10 protein-coding genes are annotated in these 12,858 nt (G+C 62.8%); 3 read left to right on the top strand and 7 right to left on the bottom strand.

What is annotated here, in order from left to right; all coding sequences use genetic code 11:
- Positions 1–236: 236 nt before the first annotated feature.
- Entirely contained in the window at positions 237–3,320 is a 3,084-nt protein-coding gene (locus tag Q1V57_RS11970) for a carboxypeptidase regulatory-like domain-containing protein (protein WP_300531062.1), read from the bottom strand.
- Positions 3,321–3,609: 289 nt separating this feature from the next.
- On the opposite strand from Q1V57_RS11970, the gene Q1V57_RS11965 reads away from it, so the two are divergent.
- Positions 3,610–4,653: a histidine kinase gene (locus Q1V57_RS11965; RefSeq protein WP_300531059.1), complete on the top strand. Its 1,044-nt coding sequence runs from the start codon at positions 3,610–3,612 to the stop codon at positions 4,651–4,653.
- Positions 4,653–5,420 carry a LytTR family DNA-binding domain-containing protein gene (locus tag Q1V57_RS11960; protein ID WP_300531056.1) on the top strand — a complete coding sequence of 256 codons (768 nt, stop codon included), beginning with the start codon at positions 4,653–4,655 and terminating at the stop codon, positions 5,418–5,420. Before Q1V57_RS11965 ends, Q1V57_RS11960 begins: the two co-directional genes overlap by 1 nt.
- Positions 5,421–5,423: 3 nt before the next feature.
- Here Q1V57_RS11960 and Q1V57_RS11955 read toward each other — a convergent pair whose 3' ends face one another.
- From Q1V57_RS11955 to cysG, 6 genes are read right to left on the bottom strand one after another with little or no spacing between them, the layout of a single operon-like run.
- A complete protein-coding gene (locus tag Q1V57_RS11955; RefSeq protein ID WP_366145148.1) occupies positions 5,424–6,248 on the bottom strand; it encodes a ferredoxin--NADP reductase in 825 nt (274 codons plus the stop codon).
- 39 nt (positions 6,249–6,287) lie between these two features.
- A complete protein-coding gene (locus Q1V57_RS11950) occupies positions 6,288–7,310 on the bottom strand; it encodes a cysteine synthase A (protein WP_300531050.1) in 1,023 nt (340 codons plus the stop codon).
- 30 nt (positions 7,311–7,340) lie between these two features.
- The gene (locus Q1V57_RS11945; RefSeq protein WP_300531047.1) at positions 7,341–8,444 is read right to left on the bottom strand and encodes a phosphoadenylyl-sulfate reductase; all 1,104 of its coding nucleotides are present in this window, start codon (positions 8,442–8,444) and stop codon (positions 7,341–7,343) included.
- A complete protein-coding gene (locus tag Q1V57_RS11940) occupies positions 8,425–10,068 on the bottom strand; it encodes a nitrite/sulfite reductase (RefSeq protein WP_300531045.1) in 1,644 nt (547 codons plus the stop codon). The genes Q1V57_RS11945 and Q1V57_RS11940 overlap by 20 nt, the downstream gene beginning before the upstream one ends.
- A complete protein-coding gene (locus Q1V57_RS11935; RefSeq protein WP_300531042.1) occupies positions 10,068–10,343 on the bottom strand; it encodes a DUF2849 domain-containing protein in 276 nt (91 codons plus the stop codon). Before Q1V57_RS11935 ends, Q1V57_RS11940 begins: the two co-directional genes overlap by 1 nt.
- Positions 10,340–11,728: a siroheme synthase CysG gene (cysG, locus tag Q1V57_RS11930; protein WP_300531039.1), complete on the bottom strand. Its 1,389-nt coding sequence runs from the start codon at positions 11,726–11,728 to the stop codon at positions 10,340–10,342. The genes Q1V57_RS11935 and cysG overlap by 4 nt, the downstream gene beginning before the upstream one ends.
- Before the next feature lie 117 nt (positions 11,729–11,845).
- On the opposite strand from cysG, the gene gcvA reads away from it, so the two are divergent.
- The gene (gcvA, locus tag Q1V57_RS11925; RefSeq protein ID WP_300531037.1) at positions 11,846–12,778 is read left to right on the top strand and encodes a transcriptional regulator GcvA; all 933 of its coding nucleotides are present in this window, start codon (positions 11,846–11,848) and stop codon (positions 12,776–12,778) included.
- The last annotated feature ends 80 nt before the right edge of the window (positions 12,779–12,858 follow it).

Genomic DNA, 12,858 nt, shown 5'->3' with positions numbered 1-12,858 from the left:
CGCAGCCCTGGATACTAAGTATCCAGGGCGCCGTGTGTTTTTCGCAGTTGGGTACTGCGGCTCAAAGACCCGGAGGGATCTAATTTGAGACCTTTCCAGTCTAGCGCCCGGGGCCGGTGGCAGCAGGTGTGTTGCGATGAAGAACACGCCTGTCTCGACCAACGGCAGCGGCCTGCCATGAAAAAAGCGGCGGACCAGATGGTCCGCCGCTCCCCCCTGCAATCTGCGGCCAGGACTTAGAAGCGCAGATCGAAGCCCAGACGAACGAAGCGAGGCGTCTGGTATTGCGTCGGCAGCTGGTAATCCGGATCCGGATTGCCATCGCTGCGGTCACCCGTCTCCTCGGCATCGACAACGGACTGGAAGTTGAACAGGTTGAAGATATCCGCCCGCAGGACCATGTCCTGGGCCAGCGGCGTATCGACCGAGTAACGCAGCGAGACATCGAAATTCTTCTCCCAGTCGGAAGAGAATTGAGAACCGCGAGGCGTCGACTCGCCCTGGCAGAACCAGGAGGCCGGGCCGTAGAAGGCGTTCAGCGATTCATACACGGAGGCATCGAAGCGCTGACCTTCGGTCGGGTGGTTGCCGAGACAGCCGAAGCGGCGCGGCGAGGTCAGCTCGGCATTGAAGCCCACCAGCAGATCTTCGGTCGCCTGATAGGAGCCGAAGAGTTTGAACTGGTGTGCCCGGTGGGAGGGCAGAAGACCCCGCGCGCCGTCCATGATCCCCGGATTGTCGAAATCCTGGGTCACACCGGCATCATCCTGACCGAGATCGGCATTGACGAAACCGCCGTAATTACCGATCGCCTCGGACAGGACATAGGAGCCGCGCAGCCCCCAGAGGCCGTCAAACTGGCGCGTGAAGTTGAGTTCCAGCGCCATGAATTTGCGCTCCGGATCGGGATAGCCGAGCCCGTCTGCCGACAGGGTCAGGCGGGTTGTTCCATCCGATAGCGGATCAATCAGGATCGCTTCCACCGAGCTGCCCGGATTGGACAGAAGATACTGGTGGAAACCGCTATAGACGTCGGCGCAACCGGTGCCGGCCGCATTGGTCATTTCCAGGCCATTGGCCGCACAATAGGCCTGTACGCCGAAGTCGATGGAAATATCCTCGGCCGCCTGCAGCAGTTCGCGATAGCGGAAGATGGCCTGCGCCGACCAGAGATCATCGAAGGTGTGCTCATAACCCAGGATGTACTCGTCGGCATAACCGGTTTCGACATTGAGCGAGGCGAAGGTCTCGGCCGGATTAGCTTCGCCATCACCGGTCACGGCACAGCCGCGCGTGCCGGCTGACCCGAATACGCCGGCCGGACAGATGGCAAAGGTGCCGGTCGGGTTGGTGGCCTCGGTGATCTGGGTTGTTAGCAACGGATTGCCGCCGGCATCGACACCGCTGAACAGCCAGTATTCCCGATAGGCCAGTTCCGACGCGCCGCCGCGGAAGGCGGTGTTGGCGGCGATGGGGAAGTAGTTACGGCCATAGGAGCCAAAGAAGCGCTGGCGTCCTTCACCGGTCGGGTCGTAGTTGAAGCCCAGACGAGCGGCCAGATTGTCCGGCTGGTCGACGAGCGGATCACCGGCCGCATTGAGCTGCAGGAAGCTGTCGCTGCGCAGGCCCAATTGCAGGTTCAAGCGATCGGACACATCCCAGGAATCCTGGATGTAGAGGGCGTCATTCTCCCCTTCGAAGGCGCCCCCCGTGGTGAACACATTGAACTCCGCATAGGTGGTACCGGCCGGAACGCCGAGCGAGTTCGATGCGCTGCCCTGGCGATAGACGATGGCATAGCCGCCATTACGCTGGGTATTGCGGGCGAGGAAGGTCTCCTCGCGCTCGAAGCCGATGCGCAAATGGTGTTCGCCGAGGAAGTCGAAATACAAATCTGCATCCGCCCGGAAGAAGGTGCGGCTGGTTTCATACTCCGAGGTGTCGTTGACCACGCTTTGGGTGCCCAACAGGCCCCCGGATGCGACACCGCCGATCGTGGTGCCGGAGACGTTGACGATATAGGGCGTCGAGGTGTCACCGGAGATATCGAGATAGCTCTCATCGACTTCGCCATAGGCCGCCGACAGGGTCAGCCAGTCATTGATATTGCCGGTATAGCGCGCGACATAGGCTTCACCGCCCCGGGTCTGGAGCAGGTTCGAATTCGGGGCGCTGGAGACATCGCCGGTCGTGGCATCAAAGTCGAAAATATTGACATTGGTTTCACGTGTCGTGTCCCACCAGGTGAATTCCAGACGGTGGTCGTCGGTGATGTAGCCATCAACCTTGACCCCATAGAAGGGGTCGTCACTTTCATATTCGGTCCAAAGCCCTGCTGCGGCGTTGTTCGTGGTCCGGGTTGAATCGCGGAATTCCGTCAGCCCGTAGACGAAGAGACGGTCGCGAATGATGGGGCCGCCGCCTTCCAGGATCAGCGAGCTGCTTTCCCGCTCAAACAGGTCGCCCTGGGTCCGGGTGCCTTCGGTGACAATATCGGTCTCGTCCGCCCGCAGTGCGTCCGGCGCGTAATTGGCGTGAACCTCGAACGTCCACTCATTGGTACCGGACTCGGTGACTGCGTTGATGATACCGCCCGGTGAGCGGCCATATTCGGCCGGGATGCCACCATTCTTGACCTCGACCGACTGGTAGAACTCGAAGGGCACGAGAGCGGCTCCGAGGAAATTGTCCAGATTGGTGATGTTGAGGCCGTTCACGTAGAAGGCGTTTTCCGCCACTGAAGCGCCACCGATATTGGCCAGGTTGCCGAAATCGGCATCGCCCCGGGTCACCGTTGGTGCCAGGCGCGACACGGCGGTGATGTTGCGGTTGATCGGCAGGGTCTCGAGAACCTCGTCAATGTCGAGATCAAGCCCGGTTGTGGTCTGGGCGAAATCGAGCACCTGGGTCGCAGTTCCGGTCACGGTGATGACTTCCGAGGCACCGACCAGGTCGAAGCGATACGCCGACTCCGAGCCGGCCCGGACAGAAACGACGGACTCCGTCGAGCGGAAGCCGGGCGCTGAGACGACAACTTCATATTCACCTTGCGGGAGCAGGCCGAAGCGGATGTCGCCATCCGCCGCGGAGGTGGTTGAGCGACTGAAGCCCTGCGCGACTGAACGGATCGCGACGTCGGCGCCTGCAACCGCATCGCCGTTGGCATCGACGACCGTGCCGGTGATGGCGCCGGTGGTGTAATCCTGGGCGTGTGCGGCTGCGCCGGTTAGCGCTGCGGGTGCAGCTGCGACAAAGCCTGCTGCAATCACGCCAGCCAGAATCGAGGAGCGCAAGAGATGCGCTTTGTTACTGTACGTCATGTAGTTCCCCTACTTGGTGCATTGCGCCGGTCAGGGCCGGCATCCCCTCTTTCGAGATCCGGCTGTCTCTGCGGACAGGCCAGGCGAGCACGCCTAGGGCAGGGAAAATCCGGCGGGAGCCGGGCGCGCGACAAACGGCGCAATTTGCGCGACTTACGGAAGATTAAATCGACCAGCGGCGGGAATTCTCGTTCAATGACGGGGAAAGTGCTCGGGCAGGCAGATAAAATAATGCCGGTCAAAAAGTCTGAGTTGGTCGATGAAAGTAGAAATATCTCGCTTGAGATGGATGAGTATCGCGATCTATGTTTCGATCGCGATCTTCCATGTTGGAACAATATGGTTCTTTGCTCGCTTAAACGGTGGTTCGGTTTCTCCGTCTCAGTGGCAATATTATCTGGGTAATGCTCTGATCGGGTTTGTGCTCACCCAAGCGCTCTACCCGGCCATCACAAGCGGCAAGCCGTTCTTTCAGTCCCGCACGGTGCTCTATGTGATCGCCATAATCCTTGCCGGGTCGAGCATCGATACCGCCTTGGTCTCGCTCACGGGCAATATGCGGCCCAACCCGACTTTCTATAATTATCTCAGGGCCTTCCTGACCAATATCATCATGGCGTCGGCGTGGATGTACGGCCTGTGGTCGGCCATCGTCTATTCAGTTGATATCCATCAACGCCGTGTCGAAGCCGACAAGCGCGCTTACGCGCTTGAGAGCGCGATGGCCCGAGCCCAGCTGAAGGCGTTGGAAAATCAGATCAACCCGCATTTCCTGTTCAATGTGCTGAATTCGGTGGCGTCCCTGATCCTGCTCGACCGAAAGCAGGATGCGCATCGGGCAGTCGTCCTGCTCGGTGACATGCTGCGGCAAAACCTGAAAGCCCGCGACGGTGCCTTGGTGACGCTGGCCGAAGAGGTTGAGCTGGCCGAGATGTATCTGACCATTGAAGGCTTGCGCTATCCCGACCGGCTCGTGGTGGACTGGCAAATCGACCCCAAGCTGCTTGATACCCCGATCCCGGGTCATGCCTTGCAAGGCTTTGTGGAGAATGTTGTCAAACACACAGTCGCCCGGACCGATGACCGGGTCGAGGCCTCGATTTATGCCCGCCGGACCGAGAGTGGGGATCTTGAGGTCGGGGTCCGGAATTCCGTTCCCGCCTCAGTGCCTGACAGCGGCGTGCGCGACGTGATCAGCGGCACAGGTCTGGCCAATTTGCGCAAGCGGGTCGAAATCCTCTTCGCCGGTACGGCTGCCCTGTCCGCCGGCTATGATCCGGATGGCAGCTATGACGCCCACCTTCGATTACCCCGTCCTGTGGAGGGCTGCTGATGCGTGTCATGATCGTTGATGACGAACCCCTTGCGGTTGCCGGTATTGAAAAACTGCTGGAAGGTTTTGAGGATGTCACTTTGGTCTGCCGGGCCTCGAGTACTGCAGTGGCGCTGAACCTGGCCCGGTCGCGGCGCCCGGATGTCCTGCTTCTCGATGTCGAAATGCCCGGTGAGAACGGTATCGAACTGGCGCAAGAACTGCGCCGCAGTTTCCAAACGCAGATCATATTCATCACCGCTTACCCGGAATATGCCGTCGATTCCTACGAGGTGGACGCTGCTGACTATCTGCTCAAGCCGGTCAATGCCGAGCGCCTGGCCCGGGCCCTGGGCAAGGCGCGTGAGCGCCTGGTGTTATCACCGGTGATCGCGGCCGTGTCGCAGGCGGCCAGTGTGCTGTCGCGTCAGAGTGAAGCGCCGCCGCCGGAAGTGGAGCAAGTGTACTGGGCCCGGGTCGACGGCCGCCGCATCCGCATCCCGCTCGACGCCGTCGAGCGGATCGAGGCGTGCCGCGACTATGTCCATATCTATACCCCGGACCGCGCTGTGATGGTGCGTGAAACCATGGCTTCCCTGGAGGAAGCCATGGCGGGGAGCGCGGTGGTGCGGGTGCATAAGTCGCACTTCGTCAATCTGGGCAAGATCGAGCAGATCGAGTCCATTGCGGGACGACGCGCGGTGACAATGAAAAGCGGCGACCGGGTCCCGGTCGGACGGAGCTATTTTACCGCCCTGAGGGACCGGTTCGAGCAGGACGCCGCCTAACCGTCAGTCGGTTGCGACGAAGGCCTTCTCGACGACGAAGTCGGCCGGGGCTGCATTGGAGCCCTCGACGAAGCCGCGGTCGATACAGATCTGGCGGGTGTCCTTGAGCAGGCCTTCAGAGCCGCAGATCATCACCCGGTCCACCTCGGGATCGAGCGCCGGCACGCCGAGATGGTCAAACAGCTCGCCGGAATTGATCATGTCGGTGACCCGGCCTTTGACCGGACCGTCCTCGCGCGTGACCGAGGTGAAGTGAACGAGCTTGTCCCGGGCCATTTCGCCGATCAGCTCATCCTGCTTGGTGGCTTCAACCAGCTCATGGCCATAGGCCAGTTCGGCAGCCTCGCGGCAGGTATGGGTGAGAATGACCTGCTCGAATTTCTCATAGGTCTCCGGATCACGCACCAGGCTGGCAAAGGGTGCGATACCGGTGCCGGTGGAGACGAGGTAGAGCCGCTTGCCCGGCTTCAGCGCGTCGAGCACCAGCGTGCCGGTCGGCTTCTTGCCCAGAAGCACTTCATCGCCCGGCTGGATGTGTTGCAGACGCGAGGTCAGCGGGCCGTCCGGCACCTTGATGGAATAGAAGTCGAGTGCCTCATCCCAGAACGGGCTGGCGACGGAATAGGCGCGCAAGAGCGGTTTGCCGTCTTCCTTGGGCAAACCGATCATGACGAACTCACCGGAGCGGAACCGAAAGCTCGAAGGCCGGGTGATGCGGAAATAGAACAGACGGTCGGTATAGTGCTTGACCTCAAGCACGGTCTCGATCGTGTAGGGGCCGGGCTTGGCCGAGATCTTGTTCTTTTCGCGAGCAGGCGGTGTTGTCATGACATTCATTTCATCGGTCTCGTACAGAAGGGCTCATGCCTAGGCATGGGTCCGCGGCGCTTCGTTAAGCGTCCAGGGCGGCACGGGCAAGCCCCGGCTCATGAGGAATTCAGGATTGAACAGTTTGGCGGCATAGCGTGCGCCGGGGTCACACAGCATGGTGACGATGGTTTTGCCCGGGCCGATATCGCGGGCCAGGCGGATGGCTCCGGCGACATTGATACCCGCCGAACCGCCCAGCGACAGGCCTTCATGCTCGATCAGATCATACAGGACCGGCAGCATTTCCTTGTCTTCGATACGGTAGGCATGGTCGACCGTAAGGCCTTCCAGATTGCCGGTGATGCGGCCGACGCCGATGCCCTCGGTGATGGATGATCCCTCACCCTTGAGCTCGCCGGTGGTGAAATAGCTGTGCAGCGCGGCCCCCGCCGGATCGGCCAGGGCGATCTTGATGTCCGGGTTGTGGCGATGCAGGCCCGCGGCGACACCGGTCAGCGTGCCGCCACTGCCGACGGCGGAGATGAAGGCATCGACCCGGCCGCCGGTCTGTTCCCAGATTTCCGGCGCGGTCGTTTTCTCGTGCGCCCGGCGATTGGCGAGATTGTCGAACTGATTGGCCCAGATCGCACCGGACGGGTGGCTCTCATTGAGCTCCTCGGCCAGGCGTTTGGAATAGTGCACGAAATGGTTGGGGCTGGAGAAGGGTGCCGCGTCGACCTCGATCAGGCGCGCTCCGAAAGAGCGCACGGCCGACTTCTTCTCTTCCGACTGGGTGCGCGGCATGACGATGGTGACGGGATAGCCCAGCGCAGCGCCGACCAGGGCCAGGCCGATTCCGGTATTGCCGGCCGTGCCTTCAACAATGGCCCCGCCCGGCTTCAGCGTGCCGTCCGCTGCGGCTTCGCGCACGATATTGAGGGCGGCGCGGTCCTTGATCGAACCGCCCGGGTTGAGGAATTCAGCCTTGCCGAGAATCTCGCAACCGGTCGCATCGGACGGGCCGTCGAGCCGGATCAGCGGCGTATTGCCGATCAGGTCCAAGACGTGAGCGTAGGACACCTGGTTTTCCTTTTGCCTGGCGCGGATGCGCTATTCGGCGGCTACCGGAAGCGGGCGATGAATGCCGCACTCGGACTTGTCCTGCCCGGCCCAGCGTCCCGAGCGCACATCATCGCTGTGAGCCGGTGCGGTGCAGGTCCAGCAGCCGATTGAGGCATAGCCCATATCGGTCAACGGGTGTCGCGGCAAATCGTAGCGCCGGAAATAGGCCTGGACTTCCTCGGCGGACCAGCGCGCCAGCGGGTTGACGCGCATCGTGCCGTTGACGCGTTCCACCGCGGGCAGCTTCATCCGCTCACCGCCATGGAAGCGTTTGCGACCGGTAATCAGCGCGTCGTAATCCCCGATCACCCCGTCCAGCGGCCGTACCTTGCGCATCGCGCAGCAGGCATCGCTGTCGCGGCTCCACAGCTTGCCGTCAACATCTTCCCGCGCGACATCGCTCGCCTGGGGTTTGAGGATGCGGATATTGGTCAGGCCGAGCTTTTGTGTCAGTTCGCGCTGATATTGCTCGGTCTGCGCAAACAGCCGTCCGGTATCGAGAAACAGCACTGGCGTGGCCGGGGCGATGCGGGAGAGCAGGTGCAGGCTCACCGCGGCTTCCGCACCGAAGGAGGACAGGAGCGCAATACGCCCGCGCCAGGTGCGAGTGACCGCGTCACGCAAAATGTCGAGGGCATCGGCCTCGCCATAGCGCGCGTTGAGCACGGCGAGATCCGCACCGCTTTCGATACGTTTTGCCGGCACGGCAAGAGGGCCGCGCACGGCGGGCTGGTAGACCACCGAGAAGCGGGCTTCGGCCCGGGCCCAGTCGGCGGCGAGATCGGTGCGGTCCGGCGAGACGGCATCAAAGCCGACACGCTTGAGAAATTGCGCCTGGTCCGGGATCAGCGCACCGACCGCGCGCAAATGCCCCTTATAGCCCGCCCGTTCGCGCAGATGCGCCGCCAGGGTGAAGCCGCGGCCATCATTGAATTTGCCGAAGCGGATATCGACTTGGACTGCACCGGCGATCGCATCGCGGGCTTCACGCCAATCGCTTTCGCCGGGCAGTTCAACAATCTGGCCGCCGCCGCTTTCCAGCTGGGCGCTGGTCTCGGTGCGGGTCGCGTGATCAAGCTGCGAGGTCAGCATAGATAGCCTCCTTGAAGGCGTCGCTCCCAAGGCGGCGCAGGGTGTCGATGAAGCGTTCATCCTCATCGCGGAAATCGAGATAGGCGCGCAGGATGCGGGCAATGGCGGGCGGGACGTCGTCGGCGGCCAGGCCCTTGCCGACAATCTCGCCGATCGCGGCATCTTCGCCGAAGGCGCCGCCCAGGGTGATCTGGTAGAATTCCTCACCCCGCTTATCGACGCCAAGCACGCCGATATGCGCGACATGGTGATGGCCGCAGGCATTGATGCAGCCGGAAATCTTGATCGTTACCTCGCCGGCGGCCTGGGCCAGGCCTTCCGCGTCCAGTGTTTGGCTGATCGCCTGCGCCACCGGGATGGATCGCGCATTGGCCAGATTGCAGTAGTCCAGCCCCGGGCAGGCGACGATATCGCTCGCCAGACCGGCATTGGCGGTGGCCAGACTGGCCTCGCGCAGGGCCGACCAGACCGGGAAAAGGTCCTCATTGCGCACATGCGGCAGGACCAGGTTCTGGTCCGGCGTAACGCGTACTTCGTCAAATCCGTAGCGCTCGGTGAGCTCGGCGATAAGGTCCATTTGCTCAGCCGTCGCGTCGCCGGGCGTGCCGCCAATCGGCTTGAGCGAAATCACGGCGCTGGACAGGCCCGCAACCCGGTGCGGGCGGATATTGGTGTCGACCCAGGCCCGGAAAGCCGCCGGCCCGGCCTCCGGCAGCGGAGCGGGGCCAGTCAATTCCGGGCGGGAAAAGAAACTGCGGATACGGGCGATCTCGCCGGCGGGCAGTTTCAGATCCCCGTCGCGGATATAGCTCCACTCTTCCTCGACCTCGGCGGCAAAGCCTTCAATGCCGAGAGCATCGACGAGAATCTTGATCCGCGCCTTGTAGAGATTGTCGCGCCGTCCATGGGCGTTGTAGACGCGCAGGGCGGCGGTCAGATAGCTCAGCAAGTCCTGCGGCTCGAGAAAGTCCTTGAGCTTGCGGGCCAGGCGTGGCGTGCGGCCCTGGCCGCCGCCGACCCAGACTTCGAAACCGAGCTGGCCGCGCGCATTCTCGACGATCTGCAGGCCGATATCATGCACCCGGATCCCGGCGCGATCTTCACCGGCACCATTGACTGCGATCTTGAACTTGCGCGGCAGGAAGGTGAATTCGGGATGCAGGGAGGACCATTGGCGGATGATTTCAGCCCACGGCCGGCTGTCTTCGAGCTCGTCGCGTGCGGCCCCGGCAAACGGGTCGGCGGTCACATTGCGGATGCAATTGCCCGAGGTCTGGATGGCGTGCATCTCGACATCGGCCAGCGCTTCCAGCATGGCCGGGATGTCGGTCAGGGCGGGCCAGTTGTACTGGATGTTCTGCCGCGTGGTGAAATGGCCATAGCCGCGATCATAGGTGCGGGCGAGATGAGCCAGGACGCGCATTTGTTCTGCCCGCAGCGAGCCATAGGGGATGGCGACGCGGAGCATATAGGCGTGCAGCTGCAGATAGACGCCATTCATCAACCGCAGCGGCTTGAACTCGGCTTCGCTCAGGCGGCCGTCCATGCGGCGCTCGATCTGGTCGCGAAATTCCTCGATACGCTCGCGTACAAGGGTCGTGTCGTGCTCGTCATAGCGATACATCAGGCCGCTCCCAGCACATGGGTTGTGCCCGTGGTCGGACCGGCCAGGCGGATGGTCTCGCGGCGCCATTTCTGCCCCGCCGGACCCTCTTTATCGAGATCGATGATGTAGGGGCCGACAGCAATGCCGAATTCGGCTTCCGCGACCGGCAGCAACTCGACCGCCTCCTCGGCGGTCAGGCGCTGAGCCTCGGCCAGCTCGGTGGACCATTGGCCCTCGACTGTGCGGTAAATGACGCGGCCGTCGGTGAGGCGGTTTGCAGTCAGGGTTTTCATGCGAAATTCTCCACGGCCTCAACCGGTTGAGAGGCAGCCAGGGCGGCGGTTTCGCCGACGATGATGATGGCGGGGCCTTTGACATTGGCCCGCTCGACCAGCCCGGCGAGGTCGCCGAGAATGCCGGTCAGGGTGCGCTCATTTTCGCTCGACCCGTTCTCGATAATGGCAACGGGCGTAGCGCCGGTACGACCGGCCGCGAGCAGCTTGGTCTGGATTTCCGGCGCGGCACCGACGCCCATGTAGAAGACGGCCGTCGCGTTCGGGGCGGAAAGAGCCTGGTAATTCACGTCGGGACCGTCCTTTTTCACCACACCGGAAGCAAAGGTGACGCTCTGGGCGTGGTCGCGATGAGTGAGCGGAATGCCGGAAGAGGCGGCGCAGGCGAGGGCGGCGGAAATGCCCGGCGTCACTTCCGCTTCGATACCCGCCGCGCGAACTGTTTCCAGCTCTTCGCCGCCGCGGCCGAAAATGAAGGGGTCGCCGCCCTTGAGGCGCACCACGCGCTGACCCTTGCGGGCTTCGCGAACAAGAATGTCGGCGATTTCGTCCTGCGGTACGGGGTGATGGCCCTTGGTCTTGCCGACATCGATGCGGATCGCGTCGCGGCGGGCAAGATCGAGCACGCCGTCGCCGACCAGCCGGTCGTGGACGATGACATCCGCCTCCCGCAACAGCCGTGCGGCCTTGATGGTCAGCAGGTCAGGGTCACCCGGGCCGGCTCCGACCAGGTGGACAATGCCGCTGGGGGGCGGGGCGTCGGTATTGAGTTCGCGCAGCATTTCACGCCGGGCCCCGGCCTTGTCGCCGGACAGGGCGAGATCGCGAGCCTTGCCGCGCAGCGCGCGTTCCCAGAAGGCGCGGCGATCATCGAACTTGTCGAGCACGGATTTGACGGTTCCGCGCAGCTCCCGGGCAAGATCAGCGAGGATACCGACACGCGCCGGCACCAGGCGCTCGATCTGGGACCGGATATCGACCGAAAGCACCGGCGTGGCACCGCCTGAGGCAATGGAGATCACCATGGCATCGCGATCCACCAGGGCCGGTGTCTGGAAATCGGAGCCTTTCGGGCTGTCGACGATATTGACGAGAGCGCCCTTGGCGCGGGCTTCGCGGGCCTGCCGGGCGATGACATGGTCCTCGCCGCCAGCAATGAAAACCAGGCTCGCGCCACGGAAGTCCCGCCGCGTCGGCTCGCGGCGTATGACTTCGGCAAATCGGGCGATGTCCGAAGCAACAGGCTCAGTGTCGGCGCCGGTGAACCACTTCAACCGGGCCGGACTGCCAACGAAGAGACGCGCCTTGGCCTCGGCCATAAAGCCGGCACCCGAAACGATAACCGTCCGCCCATCCAGGGGAATTGATGCTGGAAAAACACGCATTCTGGCAATCCTGTTCCTGCGCCTCCGTGGCGCGATGGGATCAATATTTCTATTGAGACTGCCGCATTCAAACGAAGTTTTTTGCGTTTATGTGTTAGAAAAACTAAACTAAGGGCTATGAGTGATCGACGCCTTCCGCCCCTGAATGCCCTGCGCGCCTTTGAAGCGGCTGCCAGGCTTGAGAGTTTCTCCCGCGCCGCGGATGAGCTGGCGGTGACGCCCGGTGCGGTGAGCCAGCAAATCCGTCAGCTGGAAGAGCAGGTCCGGGTTCAACTTTTCGTGCGCGAGGGGCGGGCCATGCGTCTGACCGAGGCCGGGAAGGCGGCGGCCGGGGTGACAACAGAGGCGTTTGCAAGTCTGGCCCATGCGGTCGAGCTGATGCGGCGGCCGGTTCAGCGCCGCCGTTTGACGGTCTCTGTCGCGCCCTCCTTCGCCGGCAAATGGCTGGCGCCGCGCCTGGCCTTTTTCCAGGAGGCGCATCCGGGCATTGAAGTGTGGATTTCAGCCGATCGTGAACGGGCGGATCTGGCCGGCGGCGCTGCCGATCTGGCGATCCGCTACGGCCCGGGCGGGGACCGGACACTGAATGAAGACCTGTTATTGAGCGAGGACGCGTTGCCGGTCTGTGCTCCGGCCCTGCTGGATCATCATCTGCCGTTACGCCGCCCGGCGGATCTGGCGCATCATACCTTGCTGCATGACAGCTCACCGGAAACCGAAGTCGACGGTGCCGATTGGGCGTCATGGTTCAAGGCCCGCGGTGTGAGCGCGGTGCCACTTGATAGCGGTGTGCGTTTCAATCAGTCCGCCCTGGTGATCGATGCCGCGGTGGCCGGGCGCGGCGTCGCCCTGGCCAAACGCGCGCTGGCCCAGAACGACCTGGCCGCGGGCCGGCTGGTGGCGCTATTCGCCGACGGCTCCGTACCGGTCCGGTCCGCCTATCACATCGTCACAGCCCGCAACCGGCCGCTGGACGCCGACACGCAAGCCTTCATCGCCTGGCTGAAAAGCGAAGCAAGCCGGCATGTCGATAGCGTGGATGAGCTTTAGATCAAGCCCGGGTGAGTTTTGCGGCTCATTGCAATTTCTGAGGGAGTGGGGCACCACAGCTGGTATCGCGCAGATGTGGG

The organism is Maricaulis sp., from assembly GCF_030149425.1.
Taxonomy (GTDB): Bacteria; Pseudomonadota; Alphaproteobacteria; order Caulobacterales; family Maricaulaceae; genus Maricaulis.
This window is presented reverse-complemented; position numbering and strand designations above follow the sequence as displayed.

Excerpts from the sequence above, each read along its gene's own strand:
- Q1V57_RS11970 (WP_300531062.1), bottom strand. The coding sequence starts at position 3,320 with ATGACGTACAGTAACAAAGCGCATCTCTTGCGCTCCTCGATTCTGGCT.
- Q1V57_RS11965 (WP_300531059.1), top strand. The coding sequence starts at position 3,610 with ATGAGTATCGCGATCTATGTTTCGATCGCGATCTTCCATGTTGGAACA.
- Q1V57_RS11960 (WP_300531056.1), top strand. The coding sequence starts at position 4,653 with ATGCGTGTCATGATCGTTGATGACGAACCCCTTGCGGTTGCCGGTATT.
- Q1V57_RS11955 (WP_366145148.1), bottom strand. The coding sequence starts at position 6,248 with ATGACAACACCGCCTGCTCGCGAAAAGAACAAGATCTCGGCCAAGCCC.
- Q1V57_RS11945 (WP_300531047.1), bottom strand. The coding sequence starts at position 8,444 with ATGCTGACCTCGCAGCTTGATCACGCGACCCGCACCGAGACCAGCGCC.
- Q1V57_RS11940 (WP_300531045.1), bottom strand. The coding sequence starts at position 10,068 with ATGTATCGCTATGACGAGCACGACACGACCCTTGTACGCGAGCGTATC.
- Q1V57_RS11935 (WP_300531042.1), bottom strand. The coding sequence starts at position 10,343 with ATGAAAACCCTGACTGCAAACCGCCTCACCGACGGCCGCGTCATTTAC.
- cysG (WP_300531039.1), bottom strand. The coding sequence starts at position 11,728 with ATGCGTGTTTTTCCAGCATCAATTCCCCTGGATGGGCGGACGGTTATC.
- gcvA (WP_300531037.1), top strand. The coding sequence starts at position 11,846 with ATGAGTGATCGACGCCTTCCGCCCCTGAATGCCCTGCGCGCCTTTGAA.